The sequence below is a fragment of the Cytobacillus oceanisediminis genome, assembly GCF_007830235.1.
Lineage (GTDB): Bacteria > Bacillota > Bacilli > Bacillales > Cytobacillaceae > Cytobacillus > Cytobacillus oceanisediminis.
In genome coordinates this window covers 255596-276648 of record NZ_VLKI01000003.1, presented here as the reverse complement: position 1 = coordinate 276648, position 21053 = coordinate 255596, and the positions used below count along the sequence as shown (strand labels likewise).

The 21053-nt window shown below is 41.0% G+C and carries 20 protein-coding genes and 1 other RNA gene; 8 read left to right on the top strand and 13 right to left on the bottom strand.

Annotated features, from left to right (window positions below; translation table 11 throughout):
- Positions 1-39: 39 nt before the first annotated feature.
- The 3 genes from IQ19_RS07855 to IQ19_RS07845 form a co-directional block, all read right to left on the bottom strand.
- Entirely contained in the window at positions 40-960 is a 921-nt protein-coding gene (locus IQ19_RS07855) for a DMT family transporter (protein WP_144541679.1), read from the bottom strand.
- A gap of 67 nt (positions 961-1027) precedes the next feature.
- Positions 1028-2539: a carboxypeptidase M32 gene (locus IQ19_RS07850; RefSeq protein ID WP_144541677.1), complete on the bottom strand. Its 1512-nt coding sequence runs from the start codon at positions 2537-2539 to the stop codon at positions 1028-1030.
- 186 nt (positions 2540-2725) lie between these two features.
- A complete protein-coding gene (locus IQ19_RS07845) occupies positions 2726-2959 on the bottom strand; it encodes a DUF2249 domain-containing protein (RefSeq protein ID WP_144541675.1) in 234 nt (77 codons plus the stop codon).
- 172 nt (positions 2960-3131) lie between these two features.
- Between IQ19_RS07845 and IQ19_RS07840 the strand changes: the two genes are divergently transcribed.
- Positions 3132-4292, top strand: a complete 1161-nt coding sequence (locus tag IQ19_RS07840; RefSeq protein WP_144541673.1) for an MFS transporter — start codon at positions 3132-3134, stop codon at positions 4290-4292.
- A gap of 6 nt (positions 4293-4298) precedes the next feature.
- Positions 4299-4439 carry a hypothetical protein gene (locus tag IQ19_RS28045; protein WP_199749400.1) on the top strand — a complete coding sequence of 47 codons (141 nt, stop codon included), beginning with the start codon at positions 4299-4301 and terminating at the stop codon, positions 4437-4439.
- A 25-nt stretch (positions 4440-4464) separates the two neighbouring features.
- On the opposite strand, the gene IQ19_RS07835 is transcribed toward IQ19_RS28045, so the two are convergent.
- Positions 4465-6831 (bottom strand): nitric-oxide reductase large subunit, encoded by a 2367-nt coding sequence (locus tag IQ19_RS07835; RefSeq protein ID WP_144541671.1) that lies wholly within the window; start codon positions 6829-6831, stop codon positions 4465-4467.
- A 215-nt stretch (positions 6832-7046) separates the two neighbouring features.
- Between IQ19_RS07835 and IQ19_RS07830 the strand changes: the two genes are divergently transcribed.
- From IQ19_RS07830 to IQ19_RS07810, 5 genes are read left to right on the top strand one after another with little or no spacing between them, the layout of a single operon-like run.
- Positions 7047-7736 carry a Crp/Fnr family transcriptional regulator gene (locus IQ19_RS07830; RefSeq protein ID WP_144541669.1) on the top strand — a complete coding sequence of 230 codons (690 nt, stop codon included), beginning with the start codon at positions 7047-7049 and terminating at the stop codon, positions 7734-7736.
- Positions 7737-7760: 24 nt separating this feature from the next.
- Entirely contained in the window at positions 7761-8003 is a 243-nt protein-coding gene (locus tag IQ19_RS07825) for a DUF2249 domain-containing protein (protein WP_144541667.1), read from the top strand.
- Positions 8000-8206 carry a DUF2249 domain-containing protein gene (locus IQ19_RS07820; RefSeq protein WP_144541665.1) on the top strand — a complete coding sequence of 69 codons (207 nt, stop codon included), beginning with the start codon at positions 8000-8002 and terminating at the stop codon, positions 8204-8206. The genes IQ19_RS07825 and IQ19_RS07820 overlap by 4 nt, the downstream gene beginning before the upstream one ends.
- 13 nt (positions 8207-8219) lie before the next feature.
- Positions 8220-9461, top strand: coding sequence for a hypothetical protein (locus tag IQ19_RS07815; protein WP_144541663.1), 1242 nt, complete (start codon positions 8220-8222; stop codon positions 9459-9461).
- A gap of 12 nt (positions 9462-9473) precedes the next feature.
- Positions 9474-9773: a metal-sulfur cluster assembly factor gene (locus IQ19_RS07810; RefSeq protein ID WP_144541661.1), complete on the top strand. Its 300-nt coding sequence runs from the start codon at positions 9474-9476 to the stop codon at positions 9771-9773.
- 42 nt (positions 9774-9815) lie between these two features.
- Here IQ19_RS07810 and IQ19_RS07805 read toward each other — a convergent pair whose 3' ends face one another.
- The 9 genes from IQ19_RS07805 to IQ19_RS07770 form a co-directional block, all read right to left on the bottom strand.
- Positions 9816-11750, bottom strand: a complete 1935-nt coding sequence (locus IQ19_RS07805) for an ATP-dependent DNA helicase (RefSeq protein WP_144541659.1) — start codon at positions 11748-11750, stop codon at positions 9816-9818.
- Between the two features lie 244 nt (positions 11751-11994).
- Positions 11995-12162, bottom strand: coding sequence for a hypothetical protein (locus tag IQ19_RS28040; RefSeq protein ID WP_199749398.1), 168 nt, complete (start codon positions 12160-12162; stop codon positions 11995-11997).
- A gap of 339 nt (positions 12163-12501) precedes the next feature.
- Positions 12502-13641, bottom strand: coding sequence for a THUMP domain-containing class I SAM-dependent RNA methyltransferase (locus tag IQ19_RS07800; RefSeq protein ID WP_144541657.1), 1140 nt, complete (start codon positions 13639-13641; stop codon positions 12502-12504).
- A 438-nt stretch (positions 13642-14079) separates the two neighbouring features.
- Positions 14080-14470, bottom strand: an RNA gene (gene rnpB / locus IQ19_RS07795) — RNase P RNA component class B.
- A gap of 81 nt (positions 14471-14551) precedes the next feature.
- Positions 14552-14851, bottom strand: coding sequence for a cell division regulator GpsB (gpsB, locus tag IQ19_RS07790; RefSeq protein ID WP_144541655.1), 300 nt, complete (start codon positions 14849-14851; stop codon positions 14552-14554).
- 77 nt (positions 14852-14928) lie between these two features.
- A complete protein-coding gene (locus IQ19_RS07785; protein ID WP_144541654.1) occupies positions 14929-15498 on the bottom strand; it encodes an SLOG family protein in 570 nt (189 codons plus the stop codon).
- 189 nt (positions 15499-15687) lie between these two features.
- A complete protein-coding gene (locus IQ19_RS07780) occupies positions 15688-16074 on the bottom strand; it encodes a CotD family spore coat protein (RefSeq protein ID WP_110064181.1) in 387 nt (128 codons plus the stop codon).
- A 348-nt stretch (positions 16075-16422) separates the two neighbouring features.
- The gene (locus IQ19_RS07775; RefSeq protein WP_144541652.1) at positions 16423-17676 is read right to left on the bottom strand and encodes a ribonuclease H-like domain-containing protein; all 1254 of its coding nucleotides are present in this window, start codon (positions 17674-17676) and stop codon (positions 16423-16425) included.
- Positions 17666-19966, bottom strand: a complete 2301-nt coding sequence (locus tag IQ19_RS07770; protein ID WP_144541650.1) for a DEAD/DEAH box helicase — start codon at positions 19964-19966, stop codon at positions 17666-17668. Before IQ19_RS07770 ends, IQ19_RS07775 begins: the two co-directional genes overlap by 11 nt.
- A 293-nt stretch (positions 19967-20259) precedes the next feature.
- On the opposite strand from IQ19_RS07770, the gene IQ19_RS07765 reads away from it, so the two are divergent.
- Positions 20260-20952, top strand: coding sequence for a Crp/Fnr family transcriptional regulator (locus IQ19_RS07765; RefSeq protein WP_144541648.1), 693 nt, complete (start codon positions 20260-20262; stop codon positions 20950-20952).
- Positions 20953-21053: the final 101 nt, after the last annotated feature.

Genomic DNA, 21053 nt, shown 5'->3' with positions numbered 1-21053 from the left:
TATATGAAAAAATCTCCGGTCCCTCAGGATCGGAGATTTTTAATGTTCCAGTTTTTGTGATTCCGAAATAATGCCGGTGTTTTTTCTTTTTGAAGGAAGGTTTACAATAACAACCGAGCTAAGTATTAAAAGTGCACCGGCAATTTGTATGATACCGAGGTTTTCACCATAAAGAGAAACTCCCAATAGCATCGCAACAACCGGTTCAACCGTCGCAATAACAGCCGCTTTGCTTCCCTCTGTCTGCTCAAGGCCCCATGTGTATACAAAGTATGCCAGAACAGTTGGAATAAAACCTAAGCCAATACTAAGCAGCAAAACATCTGCAGATAGAAATAGTCCAGCTTTTGTCCATAATCGGGTCACTGGAATAAGAGCTGCTGCTGCGACCAGAAAAGTATAAAGCGTTACCGTAAATGGATGGTATTTTCTTAATGCAAATTTGCCGAAAATGGTATAAAGTGCATAACCGAGACCAGACCCTAACCCCGTCAATATTCCCAGGAATGTTATTTTGCTGTCTCCTGCCGTAAGGCCCGCAATAAGAATACAGCCCATAATTGTACCAGCCACTGCGCCAATTTTTCTGAAATCCACCTTTTCCTTTAAAAACAGGAAGGACATAACAGTAACAAATGCAGGAGCAGTGTAGAGCAGAATGACCGCCATCGAAACATTGATCTGATTTATCGTTGTAAAATAACAGTAATTAAAAAATACTATGCTTAATATACCGGTGCCTGCAAAAAGCCGAAGGTCCACCGGTGTTTTCAGCTTCAGCTGGTTTCTAAAGCGCGCCAAGCCAATCATAATTAGGAAAAACGCAGCAGAGATTACTCTTATTGCTACAATTTCCATAGCCGTAAATCCGTATTCTCCCAATCCCTTAACGAAAATGGCGATAATCCCCCAAAGGCTTGCTCCAAAGGCAATCATTAAATATGGGAATATTCTCTTCATAATTTACTCTCCATGAATGAAGAGGATGGCACAAGCGCCACCCTCTTAATTATTTTTAAAGGTTATTTTAGTTTAACTCGTACACTTTACCGTACTTATCATACAGATAATCAACAAGATATTGTGCATTAAGACCTTCGCCTGTTACATCATTTAAAATTTCCAGCGGTTTTTTCATTTTGCCGTAGTGGTGTACATTTTTTGTAAACCATTCCTTGATTGGCAGCAGGTTTCCTTCTTCAAACAGTTTATCATAGTCAGGCAAATCCTTTAACATGCTATTTTTCAGCTGTGCTGCATACATATAGCCCAGAGCATAGGAAGGGAAATAGCCGAAGCTTCCGCCTGCCCAATGAACATCCTGAAGGACGCCTTGTGCATCGTTTTCAGGCTTCACGCCAAGGTATTGTTCATACTTTTCGTTCCAGATCTCAGGAAGATCTTTGACTTCAATCTCGTCATTGAATAAGCCTTTTTCAATTTCATATCTGATAATGATATGAAGCGGATACGTTAATTCATCTGCTTCAATACGGATCAATGATGGCTTGGATTCATTAATCGCACGATAGAACCCATCCAAAGGCACTTCATCAAATTGTCCGCTTGCATATTCTTTAAGGAGCTGATAATTCTTTTTCCAGAATGAATAGTTGCGTCCGACAAAGTTTTCATAGAAAAGAGACTGAGATTCATGGATTCCCATTGATGTTCCTGTGCATAATGGCGTCCCCACCAGATCAGCAGAAATGTTCTGCTCATATAAGGCATGGCCGCCTTCATGGATGGTGCCAAATACAGCTGTACGGAAGTCCTCTTCATCATATTTAGTCGTTACACGGACGTCGCCAGGGTTTAAACCAATAGCAAAAGGATGGACGGTTTCATCAAGGCGCCCTGCTTTGAAGTTATAGCCCATTTGCTTAAGGATTTCAAGGCTGAAGCCCCGCTGTTTATCCTTAGCGAAATGTTCATATAAAAAGCTTGTTTCCGGCTTGTTCTGAGACTCTGAAATTTGCTGGACAAGCGGTACAATTTTTTCCCGTAATTGTCCGAAAACCTTATCAAGCGTTTCAACTGTGACACCAGGCTCATACATGTCCAACAGTGTATTATATTTGTTTCCTTCATATCCCCAATAACCAACGAAGCGCTTGTTCATATCCACAAGCTTTTCCAGGTATGGGCGGAACATATCAAAATCAGAGTTCACCTTTGCCTCTTCCCAGATGCTTTCCGCTTTGGACTGAAGAATAACATATTCCTTGTATTCTTCTGCAGGGATTTTTTTGTTCCGATCGTAATCTTTTTTGCATTCATCCAGGGTCTTTAAGGTCACTTCCGAAAGATTTTCCTTGCCTGAAAGCTTTGCTATGTATGCTGCCATTTCCTCTGAGGTTGACATCCTGAACACTTCTGAAGAAATCATTCCGATTACCTCAGAGCGCTGTTCCACTCCCTGTTTCGGAGCCCCTGTGCGAAGATCCCAAAACATTAGGGATAATGCTTCATTATATGCAGTCATTTTTTTTACATAATCCATAAATTGGCGCTCTGTCTCTTTTAGTGTTCCTGTCATAATTCTTCACCCCTCTTAATCTAATACAAAACCATTTTATCATATTTTTCTGAAAAGGCAGTCTTCATTTTCTAATTCTTTCATTCTTATATTTTTACAGTACGGAGCTTATCTGCCAAAAGAAAAACAGGCACCGTTATAGCTGGTGCCTGCTTTTCCGAGGAATGCTTTCAATAAATTTTGTTTTTATTTTTTGCCTATTGCTACTCTCCACGTTTCCGGGCCCTCTTCAATATACTCCCAAGTGAATTGATCTTCTCGTTCCATCATAAACTGATACCGAAGAGGACGCGGGTCATGGTCGTTGACAATCTGCATAAATTCTCCGTCTTTTAATGAATCAAATGTGCTGAAAATAACTGGATGCTTATCTTTTGGCGGATAGTCAGGCGCAATTACCGTGCGGGCAAATTCTCTCATTTCTTTCTCCCTCCTGTTCTTTTGTTTTACACTTTTATTTTAATGGAGCAGGTCTAAAAGATTAGTGAACCGCATCACAGCTATCCTATGATATTTACCGTTTTTCTTTTTAACCTTCTAGTTAAAGAGTTATAATGGTGTAAAGTGAACTATTCCCAGGAAGAGAGTTAGTATGAGATATTTTATTTTCTTTATTGTAATTGTGGCTTTTATAGATACATTTTCACAGCTGCCCATCATGAGCCCCTTTGCCAAGTCCATTAGTCCGTCACCAGCTTTTATTGGATTAATTGTTGGTATGTATTCATTTTCGAATATGATCGGCAACGTTTTGGCCGGTTACTGGATTGATAAAAGCGGCGCAAAAATTGTCCTGGTATCGGGACTTGCTTTAACAGGATCCATTTTGGTGCTGTACACACTTGTTGGTACGCCGATGCAATTAATTGCCATCAGATTTCTCCATGGCCTGTTTGGAGGCTTTCTTGTTCCAGCGGCATTCACAGTCATCGCAAACCGTGGAAAATCAAATAAACAAGGCAAATCGATGGCATTATCAGGTGCGGCCGTTGGAAGCTCAGCCATAATGGGACCTGCATTTGGTGCTGTTGTCGCCTCCAAATACAGCGTAGATTGGGTATTTCTAATTATTGCCGCAACAATGATCAGCAGCGCTGTCTTTGCTTTTACTTTTTTGGCCTCAAGGGGCAATGAAGAAGCAAAGCGGACAGATGCCCATTCAGAGAGACTATTGCCTTTAATGAAGGAACCGATGCTTGCTGTAAGCTATGCCGGAGCTTTTTCGCTTATGTTTGCACAGGGAACACTTGCCTATCTGCTGCCCTTACAGGTTGAGAACCTGCAATTCAATTCTATTTTCAGCGGAATTTTGTTAAGTACCTTTGGAATAACCGCTATCCTTATTTTTCTTTTGCCTATCAATAAAATCTTCGATAAGTATAAGCACCAAAACACAATGATGACAGGCATGATTATTATAGGCATGGCACTTATTGTTCTGAGTTCAGCTTCCTCTCTTACCTATATGTTTTTCTGTATGATCCTATATGGTACAGGGTTTGCGCTACTATTCCCTTCAATTAATGCGCTTATTGCAAAACATACGACAGAAAAAACAAGAGGTAAGGCATTTGGCCTCTTTTATGCATTCTTTTCGTTAGGTGTTGTTGCGGGTTCCACTTTTTTAGGCTTATTGGGTGTATCATTTAGAGCTGGATTTGTTATAGCTGCAGTAGTCTTACTGTTTACCGTTTGTGCCATGTACCTTTATTTTAAGAAAAACAGCACATCATTTTTAAAAAGCCAGGAGTGAATGAGTATGAAAGAATTAGTAGGCAGCTGCTGCGTTTGCGGTAAACAGCTGTATTGCCTGGACGGATTTTTCAACGGGGTTTACACCGAAAATAACGAAACCATCTGTTTTGATTGTTCAAAGGATAGGGAAAAATCCGCAGAGTGACTATCTGCGGATTTTTCTATATGCTTTATTCATCTTCATCCGTGCTAAGGTCTCTAACAGGAAGAGGTTCAATTTCCTTATGAGTTACTTTACGCAGATTGAACATAGCCTTTATTGAAAAAAGCACTAGTGCGACAACTCCAACCAGGAAGATTGTATCCGGTACGGATCTTAAAGTTAATAAAGATTGGATAATATCCTGCTTTAAAAAGTCTGCTGAACGGGAAGCAGCATAGCCGTTCACATAAGCTTCTTTCATTTGCAGGAATCCGACTGGAAGCAGGGAAGCAAAAACCATTCCAGCAAGCCCCACATTCAGCATGATGCAGCTGAATTTTAGCCATTTGTCGTTCCATTTCTCCGGTTTGACAATATTTCGTAAAGAGTAAAGCAATACTGCTATGGCAAACATGCCGTATACACCCATCATTGCTCCGTGACCATGTGCCGGAGTTAAGAATTGTCCATGCTCAAGGAAGCTGACAGCTGGCAGATTAATCAGGAAGCCCAATACTCCTGCACCAACCAGGTTCCAGATTGCTACAGAAATTAAGAACCAGAAAGTAGCTTTATAAGGGAAGTCTACACCGCCATCTCTCATCATTTTATATTGGTCATATGCTTCAAGGATTAAAAGAGTCAATGGAATAACTTCAAGTGCAGAGAATACAGCTCCCAAGCCGATCCAAATTTCAGAAGAGCCATTGTAATAATAATGGTGTCCTATGCCAATAACACCGCTGCCAAGCAGCAAAATCAACTGGAAGTAAAGAGCTTTAACAGTTGAGCTCTTAGTTACAAGCTTCATTTGTACTAACAGGAACCCAATAACTACCACAGCGAATACCTCAAAAATACCTTCTACCCACAGGTGAATGATCCACCATCGCCAGTAATCGGCAAAGGTAAAGCTTGTATCCGGATTCATTAAAAACGCGAACAGGTAGAAAAATGGTACAGCTATCGCTGAGTAGAATAAAAGGTGAATCAAGCCGCCTTTATCATTCTCTCGCTTTAACCCGCTCTTAATTCCACGGTATACAATGAACAGCCAGATTAACATTCCTGCAGCCAGAACTCCCTGCCACAAACGGCCAAGCTCCAAATATTCCCATCCCTGATGTCCGAGCAGGAACCACTTGTTTCCTAAATAACCGTTTGCTCCAAGCCATTGGCCTATCATGCTTCCCCCAACCAGGACAACAAGTGCCCAGAACAGGATATCAACAAGAAGGCCTTGCTTTTTCGGTTCATGTCCGCCTACTAATGGTGCAACAAAAATACCCATGCCGAGCCATGCTGTTGCAATCCAGAAGATGGCAAGCTGCAGATGGTAGCCTTTAGCAATATTGAATGGAAGGATATCATGGATCCACTTGATGCCAAAGAAGCTGTCAGGTTCGACATAATAGTGGGCAAGCAAAGCACCAAACATTGCCTGGACAAAAAATAGAACAGTTACAATTAAGAAATACTTTCCGGACTTTAATTGAGAAGAAGTTACCGGAAGCTTCGATAAATCAATTCGAGGGAAGTTTCCGTCTTTATATGCCTCTTCCATTCCCAAATGATAACGGTAAAATACAAACAGGATAATCCCGACAAACAGAATTAGGACTGTAACACTTGCTCCGCTCCACCAAATAGCAGAGAAGGACATTTCATTGCCTGCATCCTCGTAGTAAGGCCAGTTATTCGTATACGTAATATCATCATTCATTCGTTCCGTACTGGAAAGCCATGCTGTCCAGAAGAAGAAATCAGAAATCTGCTGGATTTGGTCTCCTGAAGCAACATAAGCTCTTTCCTCAGCAGGCATATGTTCTTCCTTAATTAATTCCGCTTTTAATCCCCAGCCGTCACCCTCGGTAAAGACTTTTCGATAGAACTCTCCTACTTTTTCATACCCATATACCTGTGCATCTGTTATCACCATTGTATCTGAATCAGGGTCATATCTGTTTTCCCGCATTTCCGTTTTTACTAGGTCCCTTATTACGGTTTGTTCCTCACCGGTAATCTCATCAAATGGCTTTCCATATTTTTCTTCAGCCCTAAAATCCTTCATGCCCTCGGTGTAAACCGTTAAGGCTTCAGCTGTGTAGTCCGGCCCCATATAGGAACCATGGCCAAGCACGGTACCATAATCCATCAATCCGTACTTCTGGAAAACCGCCTGGCCTCCCATGATCGTTTCCTTTGTAAGAATAACCTCCCCCTTTTCATTTGTTACCTCAAGCGGCCGTGGGGCCTGCTCCTTAAAGATCCAGTAGCCTCCCATCAAGAGAACTGTAAAGCTGGCAATTATGGTGAAAATAAGAATGGATTTTAATAGTGCATTTTTATTTCTTTTCACCACTTTATTAATAGGTGTTACGCGGTTGACTTCCATTGTTTTCGCTTCCTTTCTGTTTGAGTACGCTTTGATTCTATTACTCTTTTTAAAGTGTTTTTGTGAGAAACCTCATTAACGGGATGTGATTTTTCACACTATTTGAGAATGAGAATCATAAAATTTCTTTCTATATGATGCAGCTCACTTATTTCAATAGCTGCAGCTGTTAAACTGAGAGCAAATAGATGTAATTGCACTGGAAGGTGATCTAATTGAGAAAAGAGGAGATTGAAAAGAGGATAGGCAGTGTTCCTTTATTTAAAGAACTCAATAAAGAAGAGCTGTCTCCAATTGTTGAAATAGCCCAGACACGTTTCTATAAACAAAAGATGTATGTGTTTATGCAGGGTGATCCTCTGGATCGGGTATTTTTTATTCATTCAGGCAAAGTAAAAATATATAAAACTGATTTTTCCGGGAGGGAACAAATCGTTTCCGTTCTGGAAGCTGGTGAGATGTTTCCGCATGCAGGCTTCTTTAGAAAGGGCCTATATCCGGCACATGCAGAAATAATGGAGGAAGCACAGCTGGCTGCAATTCCAATTGACCGCTTTGAACAAATTCTTATTTCTTACCCTGAACTTTGCATAAAGCTCTTTAAAGTGCTTGGTGAAAAGATTATTGATTTACAGAATCGGCTGGAGGAACAAATTCTCCATAATACACATGAACAAATCATCATGCTTTTATTAAGGCTTTGCAAAACCAATGGCGTAAAAGCCGATGAGGTCTATAAAATCACCACCCACTTTACAAACAGAGAGCTTGCCAATATGATTGGCACTTCTAGAGAAACCGTAAGCAGAACCATTAACCATCTAAAGAAAAAGGGTTATCTTGCAACAGACGAATCAGGTTATTTCTTAATCAACCGCAGCCAGCTGAAAGACCAAATTATTTAGGAATTTTTATAAGGAGGATTAACAATGGAGAACAAAATAGTTGAGCTTGACGTAAGAGAGGATTTAAAAAACAAACTGGAACCGTTCCAGAAAATAATGACTGCCGTAACAGAGCTTGATTCGAATGATGTCTTTATTCTGCATGCCCCCTTTAAGCCTGTGCCTCTTTTGGGAGTGTTAAAAGCAAAGGGTTTTGAACACAAAGCTGAAGAGATTGAAAAAAAGCATTGGAAAATAACTTTTACCAAGAGGAGTGAATCATTATGAAGCTGGATAACCGGGGACTTGAGCCGCCCCAGCCAATGATGAGGACTCTCGCAGCCCTTGAAAGCCTTTCCGGCGGTGAAACCTTATTTATTATCAATGACAGGCGTCCAATGTTTCTTTATGAACAGCTGGATGAATTGGGTTACGAGCATGAAACCACTGAGCAGAATGATGGAAGTTTTTTAATAGAAATTAAGAAATAAGCAGGTGATCCCATTGCTTCCAAATACAAAAAATGAAACGAATATTAAACTCCCTTTTTCATTTATATTATTCAGCATGTTTAGTTTAATAGGATCCCTTTCCCTTATTCTTTTTCAGGGAGACTTCATGATTAACGGCCAATTCCGAGTACCGGGAATCTGGTCGGCTGCCCACCTATTTGTACTGGGATGGGCGTTAATGGCGGCAATGGGAGCCATGTATCAGCTTGTTCCGGTGGCCTTTCTAACACCAATATGGAATGAAAAATTCGGGTTCATCCAATTCGGAATAACAGCTTTTGGCATCCTGTATTTTGCCCATGTCCTCTTTTACCGCCCGCAGGATGCCCTGCTTCCTGGCCTTATTACATTAACAGGGATTATGATGTTCCTGCTGCAAATGCTGATGACATTAAAAAAACAAGCAAAGCCCAATGTACTGACTCTCTTTGTGGGAACCGCCCTGGCCAGCTTGTTCACCACCATCTTAATGGGCATCATGCTGGTAATCAGCATGAAGACCGGCTTTGCTTCTGATCACTATCAAGCTATCTTTAAAAGCCATTTGCTTCTTGGGACAGCAGGCTGGTTTACACTATTAATCTTTGGTTTTTCCTATAAAATGGTGCCGATGTTTTCCTTGTCTCATGGTTATAGCATGAAGCCGGCCAAATATGTTTTTGCCTTTTATGGAGCGGGTTTGGCACTGTCATTTATCGCATTAATTGCAGAACAGAATTCGCTTTTTACTGCAGGATTGCTCGTTCTTGCGGGCGGATTCACTTTCTTTGCCTGGCATATGCTGCAAATCTTAAAGAAAAGAATAAAGAAGAAACTTGATTATTCCTTCCGGTTTGCTCTGCTTGCAATTCCTGCCGGATTAATGATCCATTATGCAGCATTCGCATACTCGCTTTTTGGCAATTTTGAAAACACTGCAGGATTCATCATTTTTGCATACCTGATGCTGTGGGTGGCTTTAAGCATCTTCGGCTATCTATTTAAAATTGTTCCTTTTCTATGGTGGACATGGAAATACAGCAAGGAAATCGGCAAACGGAGTGTACCTTCACTAAAAGATATGATGGAAGACAAAGCCTCGATCCCAGTTCTCTCTGTCCTTATCCTTGGTGTCTTGGGTGTGATTGCTTCCATCATATTTGAAAACAGCGGCTTATTCTTCACTGGCCAGATGATGGTGTTGGGTACATGCCTTAGTTTCAGTTATTTGATCATAACAGTTATTAAAAAATAGGAGGAGATTTTCATGGTCTTAAAAGAATTAGTGCTAACTAACTTAAAAAGAGTAATGGATCCGGAGCTTAATATAAACGTAGTTGATTTGGGGCTCATTTATGATGTGGACTTCCCCGAAGAAGGCAAAGCATTAATAACGATGACCCTAACGACACCTGGCTGCCCGCTACATGACAGTATAGTCAGCGGCGTAAAATACTGTATCGAAGAGCTGGAGGAATTTTCTTCTGTAGATGTTAATCTTGTCTGGGAGCCTGCATGGACACCTGAAAATATGACGCCTGAAGGAAATAGACTCTTAAGGGGATAAAGTGAAAAAAAGTGCCCAATAATTATTGGGCACTTTTCCATTTTATATCTGTTTGCTTAAGGAAGCTTTCGTCGGCAAAACCTTTTTAATCATCTCAAGCACTTCGGGATTTTCATTTTCATTTACTAAAATATGAACAGTTCCTTTATCTTCATGGGTTCTGATTAATCGTCCAATTCCCTGTCTTAATCTCAAGATCATATATGGCAGATCAACCTCCCTGAATGGATCGGCTGCCCCTTCTCTCTTTGCAGTAAAGACCGGATCATGCGGAGGGAACGGCAGGCCAAAAATAATCACGTTTTCCAGAGATCTTCCCGGTATGTCGAGACCTTCCCATAAGTTAACGGAGCATAGAACAGATTGCTCGTCATTTTGGAAGTTTGACACCAGTGTGCTAATTTCCGCATCTCCTTCGAAAAAGAACGGGACATCCATTTTGCCGGCAGCATAAGCTTTAAATTCTGCCAAATCTGAACGATTTGTGAACAGCACCAAAGCTCGTCCTTCAGATTGCCTGATTTGCCCAATTGTATATTCCATTTTTGCAGCTGTATCATCCTCTGCAAATTCCGGCATGCTAATGGACATGTTTTCTTCATAATCAAACGGAGATTCTACTGTGAAGGATAAATATTCATTCACACCAAGACTTTTGGCCATATAATCAAAGGATTTATCTTCAGACAATGTTGCCGATGAAAAAACAAAGGGCTTGTTCTGTGAAAAAACTTCCTCCCTCATAATATCCTCGACCATTCTAGGCATTATCACCAGGGTTCTTTCACCATTATGGTCTTCAAACCAAGTAATTCCCTTTAAATCTTTAAGGAACAGAGACAGTGAGTATGAGATTTGCTCAAGGTATTCTTCGACGATTTTTAAATCATAGTCGTTAATGACATACATTTCACTTTCAAAAACCAGTTCCTCTTCAAGACTGCTTATTAAATCCTGCAGCTTTCTTCCTTCTCGCATGACATCAGCCGTTTTTTCAATGGCTTTCTTGTCTGAGCCTGTTTCAGCGGAAGCAGACATTGCAAGCGTTAAGAAGAAATGCTCATTCTGGTAAATAGCATCTTCAATGATATTCAAGGTTTTTTCCCGCACATCATTCGCCATCAGCCTTGTTAATAGAGATTCAAGTATTTGCTCAGTGAACCGATAGGTCAGCGCCTTCTGGGAGGCATATTCCAGCAAGTGTCCCTCATCGAAAACAACACAAGAGCTTTCCGGAAGCAGAGGGAGCTGTCCTTCCCGTTTTCTTGATTCCTTTGTCCAAATGTGTTCCATGTAAAAATCATGTGAACAAATAATCAAGTCCTTTGCACTCCGGTAATATTCCCGATGCAAGGTTTGGCCGCAGCGGTGGCGTTTTTCACACGTAAAACAATCCTGGATTGAGTCCCATGCAACATTTGCCCAATGCTCATCCGGCAAGTCTGGATAATCCTTACGATCACCATACCTCTCAAATTTTTGCATAGAGGAACCGGTTTGGACAAAGTCAGGAAGCTCATCAAAAATGCCGTTGTAATGATCATGTACATCGTTTGCCACAAGCTTGTCCAGCTTATTTAAGCATAAGTATTGATCGCGCGATTTAGCCAGCCTTACATCGATATTCAACCCCAATGCCTTTTCAAGCTTGGCAATATCGCCTTCCTTTTTAACAAGCTGCTCGATCAATGTTTCATCCGCACATGCGATAATGGCAGGCTTGTTTATGTACCTTGCATAGCTGATTGCATACAGCAAGTAAACAATCGTCTTGCCGGTTCCCACACCAGCCTCTGCAAAAATAACCTTCTTGTCTTTAAAAGCTTTTTCAAGCTGAAAAGCCATAAATATTTGTTCATCCCGTATTTCAAAACCTGCTTCAGGCAATATATCGTAAAAAACATCCCCGATCCACTCGCTTAACTTCTCGTAAAAAGATTCGCTCTTGGACACGGCAAAAGGCATTCGGTTAGACATGATACCCCTCCGTAAATAAAAAGTTAAAGCGTCTTAAATTGCAGACGCCGTTATTGCGGTTATATCATTATTTCAATTTTTTGCTGTTTATAAACAAATGAACATCATACAATTTTATCGCAAATATGGCAGCTGTCAAGAATAATACCATTTGAAGGTTGTGGGCAGTTCCGCCGCCGAAAATTCACAAAAAAGCAGGGGTGCTTTTACAGCCAGCCCCTGCAGCTACTTCATGTTTTATCTTTTAGTTAATGCGAGACATGGAAAATGACAATGCCTGCTGCAGTTCGTCCTGCGCATTTCTAAGACTCTCAAGAGCCTCAGCCGAAGAATCACCTTCTCCTTGAATTGCTTCCATTGTTCCGTTCAGTGCCTGCGAAATTTTATGAAAATCAATAGTAGAATGCTTCATTGCCATCCCTCCTGACAGAATTAGATAAGTATAGTCTATTCATAAACAGGAGGTTTTATGCTTAATGGCTTTATTTTAAAGACACTGTTAAATTTGCCTGTTGATTTCAGCACGAGGCACTCCCTTTCCGCGGGCGGTCCGACGCTCCTCGTCGCTTTGCTCCTGCGGGGTCTCCCTTTGATCCGCACTCCCGCAGGACTTTGAATAAGCTTCCCTGAAATAACACCGCACGAAGGAAATGCGAATGCATTTTCGCGGGATTAGTGCCTTCCGCTCCAATCAACAGGGTGCTTAAAAAACAACAATAAGCCTTAACAGAGCCATTTTAAAAGGAAAAGCTTATTTGTTTCTTGGCGGCCTTTTGCCCCAGTACTGATAATAATCAGTACGGATAAAACCGTTAAAGAGCTTGCGTTTCTTCGTTGCAGGTTTTCCAAAATGAGTCTCAAATTCTTCATCAGAGGTCAAAATATAGATCGACCATGTATCAAGTGGGGCTAAGGCTTTGCCCATTTCGGCATACATTCTCTGCACAGCCGCCTTCTCACCAAGCCTTTCGCCATAAGGCGGATTTCCGACAATCACTCCATATTCCTTAGTGGTCGTAAAATCTCTTACCTGCATTTGTTTAAAATTAATGAGTTCTCCCAAGCCGGCTTCAAAAGCATTCTCTTCGGCTATTTTCACCATTCTGTGATCAATATCGGCTCCGGCGATATCCAGAGGCTGATCATAATTTGCCAAATCCTCAGCTTCGTTTCTGGCATCCTCCCAGACTTTTTCAGGAATCCAGTGCCATGCTTCTGATATAAATTCACGATTAAAACCAGGTGCGATATTTTGGCCGATCAATGCAGCTTCAATTGGAATCGTGCCGGATCCACAGAAAGGATCAACGAACGGCTTGTCTGGAGTCCAATTTGTCAGCATCACCAATGCGGCTGCAAGAGTTTCCTTCAGCGGTGCTTCCCCTTGGCCAGCACGGTATCCTCGTTTATGCAGGCCGCTTCCGCTGGCATCAATCGTCAATAATGCCACATCTTTATGAAGTGCCACTTCTATTTTAAATAGAGGCCCATTTTCTTCAAGCCAGCCTGTTTTTTTATATTTCGTTCTCATCCGTTCCACGATTGCTTTCTTAACAATGGCCTGGCAATCGGAAACAGAAAAAAGTTTCGATTTTACAGATTTGCCCGAAACGGGAAACTCGGCGTTTTCCGGCATGTAATTTTCCCAAGGCAGAGATTTTGTTTTTTCAAAAAGCTCATCAAAGCTTGTTGCTTTGAATTCACCTACTTTTATCCGGACTCTGTCTGCTGTCCTTAACCATAAGTTAGAACGGACAATAGCGGCTTCGTCTCCCTTGAAAGTAATCCTCCCGTTTTCAACTTCGCACTCATATCCTAGATCTCGCACTTCTTTCGCTGCCAAAGCTTCAAGACCCATTGCAGTCGTTGCGATCAAATCATATTTTGACATAATTTCACCCTTACTTTAAAAATTGTTCTTTCTGATATGTACACTTTTAAGGAATTAGTATATGTGATTATCACATAAAGTATATATGTTTATTCGCCTGACCGCAACGAAGGCAGCGCTGATCATGGACCATATAGATTAGTATGGTGCGCATTTGTTGCTGGAACGGCGCAAATAATTTCTACCAACACAATTTTCACTTGGATCGGCGCATTCGGCGACCGTATCGGCGCATTTCCCCCTTGCTTGGATCAATAACTATTCTGTGGGACGCAATTATTTTCTGAGTTATAGCTCTTCGCTGCATTGATGCAATAAGCTAATGGTACACAATAAGCTATATGTATGCCTTACTATCATTCAATTGGTTAAATAAAAAAGCTCTCCTTAAAAAGGAGAGCTTGAATATATAACACTCATACTGTCTCACTAATAACGTTCTGTAAGCCATGTTTTGTACCATAGTACTGCAAGCGACTAATGTCTCGTACTCAGGTGGTAATCATCTATCTACAGGCGTTTGCCTGTCCTTCCCGTTGTTCATTTCCTCAGGGAAAGTGCCCCTACCATCATTTGGGTTTCTCGCTCGCGGGGTTTACCTCGTTCCACCCTTTTCATTTCTGAAAAGGCTACGTCACTGTGGCACTTTCAAGGTATTCATGCCATATCCCGAAGGACTTAGGCATTTTCCCTGCCGTCAGCCGAGCATAAGCTCAGGCTGCCCTAGCTTATGAATTGGCTAGGCACGAACACTACAGGCATCTCAGCCTGTGCGAGCATGGACTTTCCTCTACAATATGAAAACATCTTGCAGCGATTACCCGAACGCTATTAATGATCACAAAGATTATTATATGAAATCTCTGTTGGAATAGCAATGGTTTTAAATAGGAAAAACTGATAATTCCTGTCAATCATACAACTTACTGCCAAAAACGTGCTTTTCCAGGTTGGATAATCTTTTTAAAATGTCAAAATTCGTTGTGCCGGCAGTTTGTGCCGCTGGCCGGCGTGAAGCTTCTTCAACCTGCTTCTTTAATCTCATATTTTCCTGCTGAAGTTCTTCAATTTCCTGATGGAATGCTTCATAGTCTTTTATAACCAAGTCTAAAAATTTATCTACATCCTCAGGTTTATAACCGCGCATAGCTGTTTTAAACTCTTTTTCCAAAATATCTTTTGCCGTTAATTTAATTTTATCGGATAGCATTACACTCACCTCGGTATATCGCCAATCATCATTATTATTTTTTCAAAAATATGGACTTTTGTCAATTTATCTATGCACTATTCAAACTTATCTCGCTGTGACAATTGTTCTTCTTCTACAATCAATTGTAAATCATAAAAGGTGATTAGTCTAATTTGATATTCATTTTCTTCTTCATATTTTTGGGCGGTTTCGTATAGGTATTTGGGACTGCCCTCTTTTTCCGAATCGTAAAATAGAAGGAGCACATCGCTTTTATTAACAAGAAAATGATTTTTAAGCCTGAACTGCTGCGGGTTTTCATATGGTTTCCGGGATACGGAGTCAACAAAATCAGCCTGGACAAGTATGGACTCATACCATTCTTTATTAGTATCCTTCCAGGATGCCTCCTGTTCCAAAAAAGGAGTAATGACTGCAAGCTGCAGTTCCGAATACCCTTCCAGCTGCAGGTCAAAAACAACTTCAGCAGCCCATAGTTCTGTTCCAAGCTGGCCGCTGATGATTACCCACTCCAACCCATCGTCAAGCAAAGAAAGCAAACTTTTCTTTATTGCAGTTTTTATGTAACCGACCGCGGGATCATCGTTCTTGAATATCCCGACCTCAAATGGTTTATACCCCGAAACAACTGCTACTTTAGACAAGATGCAAAACTCCTTAAAACATTTCTGGCTGATAATGCCGTATTTGTGTTGGGTGTTTTCCTCTAAAGAAGTTTATTCTTATAGTATGCGCTTAAACTGATAATTTTTCCAATAAAAAATATAGTTCTGTACCTTATTGATTTATACAGAACCATAAGATAAAGAACAAGGGCATATAGCCCTTGTTCTTTATCTTCCGTAAAAACTTGGCCCTTGCTTAGGTCCCATTCCCGGGCCAGTTGATGCTCCAGCTACTCCTGTTCCTGGGCCACCATATCCAGGACCCATTCCCATTCCAGGTCCCGGACCTCCAAATCCTGGTCCCATTCCTGGACTATATGCTCCTGCTACACCTGGTCTTGGCCCCACATTTACATTAGAGGTTGTCACCTCATTCACAACTGATTGAGTATGAGGATAGGAATGCTGATTCTCATAGTTAGTGTGGTTTACATGTGTATGGTGTGTAGGATGAATGTGCGGAACCACTACGTTTTGAAACGAATGAGTTACACAGCATTTTGTCGGATGAACAACTGCAGGCATTACCTGCGATGGTCTTGGTCTGCAATGCATGTAAAGATCCCCTTTCTGAATTGTATTTACACTAACAACCTATGTAAGAAAGGGGATTCTTGTACTAATGAAAATACCTAATTTAGCATAGTTTTTTAGGTTTTTGTTTAGAGCATACTGTAAAAACTGTCTTTTAGGTTGGAAAAAACGATAGCTGTAGTGAAAATTACAAGGAAGAATAAAAATAAAATTGCTTTATACATATTACCAGCCTCACTATATATTATTCCTAAAAAAGTACCACACAGCTACTTATTTTACCGCTTACAAGAGGTACAGACAACTAGGAAATAGTGGATTTTTTTGTCTGGAATATTAAAGTTTTATTACAAATAAAATTGCAATCAATTAAATGCTTTTTCTGTTCAGGCGTTCAAGCCTCTTTTCAAGCTCTTCCTCTTTTATACTTGTTTTTTCCTTTTCTTTTCCGGAGGTTTCTCCGTATAGCTCTAGTGCTTTTTCTGCATATACCATAGCCTGGTCGATATCTTTCAAACGATGCTCATAGATTTTAGCCAGCTCAATGCAAGAAATCAGCTTTGATTTCAGGCTGCCTCTGTCTGCTATGCTTTTCCATAATCTTGCCGCTTCAGCCCAGTTTTTATGTTTCTTATGCTCAAACGCCAATGCAAATCTTGCTTCCAGGGCTTCTTGGGTTTCGCCATCGGAAATTTTATTGAATGCTGTTTTTGCTTCTGATGATTCTCCCAAAGAAGAAAGCCATCGACCCACCTCAAAAACCTCGCGGGGCGTTTGCCTATCATCAAGCCGCAATATTTGAAAGGATAGATGTGTATATAAACTGATCAGCGATAAAATATCAATTTCGTTATGTTTTATTATCCCGAGCATGCCTTCAGGGTTTTTCCTTTCAACGAAGTCAAAATAAATCATGGGAGCGAGAAATCCTGGAATATCATCTTTTCGTTCAATACCCAAAACATCTTTTTCAACTGCAGCCAGCTTTATTCTCTCAAGCTTATGCTTCCACATTCTCCTTGCAGCATGGTATAAATCAAAATGCCCGAATGGAGGCAGTTTTGGTACATGTTCCCTGATCAGGGTATGCCTCGTTTTAACCTGGGGCCAGTCGAAAGCTTTCCCGTTATAGGTCACCATCGTTGAATAATCAATACTTCCGAGAAAGCTTTTATATAAAGGAATCTCGGCGCCTGGATGCGGGAGAATATGCTGCTTTAATTTTACTTTATTTCCTTTAAGGCTGGCTTGTCCGAGAAGAAAAATAGAATTCCCGGCCCCTCCACCCAAGCCTGTTGTCTCTGTATCAAAGAAAAAAATATTTTCCGGATCATGGCCAGCGGCAGAGAGCGGGTGTCTGATACTTGAAGAATTCCATGCCTCCACTGCGGCCGCAAATTGGCCAAATGAATAAATGCCATGCATTTGATCGAGACTATATTCCTTTTCTCTTACAAGACAATAGGAATCTTCAAAGTAAAATGGATATACCCCATCCTTTTCCCAATCCTCTTTATAGGGCACTTCTATACTGGGTTCCTGTTTCTTAATAGGAGCAGGCTTATTGCAATTGTCAGTGCCAAGGTGACTTTTTAGCCTGTTCAGCTTATTCTTAATGGACAATGTTATCACCTTCACTGCTTGTCGCATTTTTAAAGGAGGCAAGAATCCTAAGCACGTCTTTTTTTGCTGTTTCAGAGGAAGTATCCGTACCAATGCAGGAAGGGCAGCCATGTTCACAAGAACATCTGCTGACCATTTCCATGGTTTCATGCATAATGTGTTCAACTCCCCCAAATATCTTCTCGCTTAAACCCACACCGCCAGGGTACCGGTCATAGAAAAAGATTGTCGGTTTTTCATTATGGGCAGCCTTTACTTGAGGTACCACATGGACGTCCTGCGGGTCGCACATAACAAACAGAGGAACAATATGCTTAAGCGCATGCGCTGTTCCAATAAGGCCCTGCTCGAGCCGATCCTGTTTAAACTTTAAGGATTCTTCCTTTAAGGATAACCAGGTTGAGCTTGTGTGGAGCTCCTCTTCAGGCAGGGTTATTGGACCAGACCCTATATTTTCGTGGGTTTCAAACTTTATTTTTTTAAAAATCGTTGCCATCGCCACAACACTTACATCTCCAAATCCTATCTCGCCTATGGAAGAAATCCTTGATTTATCCTGTTCAAGTACCTTCAGTTCAACTGCCAGGTTGGCATCTGTGAAGTAGTCGACATCCACCTCGCGGACGAAGGCTTTTTTCTCTTCCCAGTCCAGTATTTCCACTTGAAATTGTGTCCCTTGATGGAGATAGATTGCTTCTTCATGGAGAAGGGTCATCGCAGAAAAACGATCCATTTCACCTATTACCTTTACATTGGCTACATCAGACTGGTCAATAATGACCACATTCTCCTGGGAAGCTGAACGGAGGCTGATATTATGGGCAGGAAAAGAGTCATTCATCCAGTAAAATTTATCTCCATTTTGATGGAGAACTCTTTCCTCTGCCAGGTATTCCAGAACCTCTTCCGTTTCAAAAGTGCCAAAACGCTCTCCAACATTAAATGGAAGCTCATAGGCTGCACATTTGATATGATCCACTAAAATAATGAGGTTGTCCGGGTTTATTCGGGCAGTCTCAGGGCTTTTATTAAAAAAGTAATCTGGATTTTGAATGACGTATTGATCCAGCGGGCTTGAGCTTGCAACCATGATGACAAGCGATTCGCCATGCCTTCTTCCCGCACGCCCTGCCTGCTGCCAGGAGCTGGCAATCGTACCCGGATATCCAGTCATGACACACACCTGAAGCTGTCCTATATCCACACCAAGCTCAAGGGCATTGGTACTTACAACACCATATATATCCCCTGACCGCAGCCCTTTTTCAATTTCGCGCCTTTCGGTTGGCAAATAGCCACCCCTGTAGCCTCGAATGGCTTTGGGGCCAAGCTTATGTTTGACAAGTTCCTGCAGATAGGACAACAGAATCTCAACTCTGACCCGGCTTCTTGCAAACACAATGGTCTGTATTTTATTTTTCAGGAGCTCCCCTGCCAACTTTCTCGCCTCCAGGGTGGCACTTCTCCTGATATTCAGCGGTTTATTGACAATAGGCGGATTGTAAAAAACAAAATGCTTTTTCCCGCTTGGGGCCCCATTATTATCGACCAGTTTGACCGTCTTTTCCGTTAGCTTCTCTGCAAGCTCGAGCGGGTTTGCAATTGTCGCAGAAGTACATATAAAAATTGGATCACTTCCATAGAACCGGCAAATTCTCCTTAGACGGCGAATCACATTTGCCACATGGCTTCCAAATACGCCTCTGTAAATATGGAGTTCGTCAATTACTACGTATTTAAGATTCTCAAACAAAGAAACCCATTTTGTATGATGGGGCAATATTGCCGAATGAAGCATATCCGGATTTGTAATGACCACATGGCCAGCCCTCCGTACCTTTTGCCGGATGTTGGCTGGGGTATCTCCATCATAAGTATAGCTATTTATATTCAATCCCGATTCCTGAATAATTTCATTGATTTCACTTTTTTGATCCTGTGCCAGTGCTTTTGTCGGAAACATATAAAGAGCCCGCGCGTTTGGATCATTCACAATCGTTTGAAGCACAGGAAGGTTATAGCACAGCGTTTTCCCGGAGGCAGTCGGTGTAACCGCTACAAGGCTTTGCCCCTTCATCGCAGTTTGATAAGAGGTTTTTTGGTGATTATAAAGCCTCGTAATCCCTCTCTTTAACAACGCATCCTTTAAAGATGGATGAATGTCATCAGGAAGCTCCGCTGTTTTTGCTTCTTTTTCCTCAATTGTATGCCAATGAACGATATTTTCTTTGTATTGCTGTTCAGAAATGAGTTCCTTCATTATTTCAGGCAGATTCTTGCGTACTTTCATCTTTTTCACCTCATATCCCTATTCTAGCGAATAAACGTTCGTTCTAACAGAAGAAACTCGTAAATTTCATTAACTTTTTCTGGCAATCTATAAGTTGAATTTTTTGCTAATTTACTGAAGGTATGACCTATGAGGAAATAGCATGCATTTTATATACTGACTATTCGAGGCGGGACCATGATGGGCCGTATACTTAAATAAACTGGTATGTTTCTAGAATTTAAATGGATATAAAACTTCTTCCTGTTTTTTGTTACAATAAGATTATTAGAACGGGAAGTATGAGGTGGATTATGAAAGCAGCAGAAATTAAGAAAGTTCTTTCTCAATTCTCCCTTTTTCGGGAACTTAACGATGAAGAACTTGATAAAGTTGTTGAGATTTCAATATCAAGGGAATGGAAAAAAGGAAGCCATGTTTTCCTCCAGGATGATCCTTTGGAAAATGTTTATTTTATTAATAACGGCAGAGTTAAGATATATAAAAGTGATATTAACGGAAAAGAGCAAATTGTAGCGATTTTGACCAAAGGCGAGATGTTCCCGCATGTAGGCTTTTTCCGGAAGGGCGGATATCCTGCTTTTTCCGAAGTACTTGAAAACGCCCAGCTTGTTGTGGTCCCAATTGCTCAGTTTGAGAAAGTTCTCATCGAAAATCCTGAATTATGCATCAAAGTATTTAAGGTGCTTGGTGAAAAAATTGTTGATCTGCAAGAAAGATTAGAGGCACAGATTTTAAATAATACTTATGAGCAAATAATTAAGCTGCTGGTACGGCTTGCCAAAATGCATGGACAGGAGCTCGAAGAAGGCTCCTTCATCCTAAAGGGCGATTTTACAAATAAGGACCTTGCCAATATGATCGGCACCACAAGAGAAACTGTCAGCCGAACACTAACAAAGATGAAAAAAAATAATTTAATTGAAACAGATAAGGATGGGCATTTAATCATTAAGCCTGATCAACTACTTGAAGAAATTTTTTAAAAGCCGCATCTAAGCGGTTTTTTTTATTCTTCAATAGCCTTCTCCATCAGGAACATTCACCCAATGGGCAGCATAAGATATGATGAATAATCCTGTATGAG

Bases quoted from the DNA above. Each gene is read 5' to 3' on its own strand.
- IQ19_RS07850 (WP_144541677.1), bottom strand. From the start codon at position 2,539: ATGACAGGAACACTAAAAGAGACAGAGCGCCAATTTATGGATTATGTA.
- IQ19_RS07825 (WP_144541667.1), top strand. From the start codon at position 7,761: ATGGAGAACAAAATAGTTGAGCTTGACGTAAGAGAGGATTTAAAAAAC.
- IQ19_RS07840 (WP_144541673.1), top strand. From the start codon at position 3,132: ATGAGATATTTTATTTTCTTTATTGTAATTGTGGCTTTTATAGATACA.
- IQ19_RS07855 (WP_144541679.1), bottom strand. From the start codon at position 960: ATGAAGAGAATATTCCCATATTTAATGATTGCCTTTGGAGCAAGCCTT.
- IQ19_RS07810 (WP_144541661.1), top strand. From the start codon at position 9,474: ATGGTCTTAAAAGAATTAGTGCTAACTAACTTAAAAAGAGTAATGGAT.
- IQ19_RS28040 (WP_199749398.1), bottom strand. From the start codon at position 12,162: ATGAAGCATTCTACTATTGATTTTCATAAAATTTCGCAGGCACTGAAC.
- IQ19_RS28045 (WP_199749400.1), top strand. From the start codon at position 4,299: ATGAAAGAATTAGTAGGCAGCTGCTGCGTTTGCGGTAAACAGCTGTAT.
- IQ19_RS07820 (WP_144541665.1), top strand. From the start codon at position 8,000: ATGAAGCTGGATAACCGGGGACTTGAGCCGCCCCAGCCAATGATGAGG.
- IQ19_RS07770 (WP_144541650.1), bottom strand. From the start codon at position 19,966: ATGAAAGTACGCAAGAATCTGCCTGAAATAATGAAGGAACTCATTTCT.
- IQ19_RS07800 (WP_144541657.1), bottom strand. From the start codon at position 13,641: ATGTCAAAATATGATTTGATCGCAACGACTGCAATGGGTCTTGAAGCT.
- gpsB (WP_144541655.1), bottom strand. From the start codon at position 14,851: ATGCTATCCGATAAAATTAAATTAACGGCAAAAGATATTTTGGAAAAA.
- IQ19_RS07805 (WP_144541659.1), bottom strand. From the start codon at position 11,750: ATGTCTAACCGAATGCCTTTTGCCGTGTCCAAGAGCGAATCTTTTTAC.
- IQ19_RS07845 (WP_144541675.1), bottom strand. From the start codon at position 2,959: ATGAGAGAATTTGCCCGCACGGTAATTGCGCCTGACTATCCGCCAAAA.
- IQ19_RS07835 (WP_144541671.1), bottom strand. From the start codon at position 6,831: ATGGAAGTCAACCGCGTAACACCTATTAATAAAGTGGTGAAAAGAAAT.
- IQ19_RS07765 (WP_144541648.1), top strand. From the start codon at position 20,260: ATGAAAGCAGCAGAAATTAAGAAAGTTCTTTCTCAATTCTCCCTTTTT.
- IQ19_RS07780 (WP_110064181.1), bottom strand. From the start codon at position 16,074: ATGCATTGCAGACCAAGACCATCGCAGGTAATGCCTGCAGTTGTTCAT.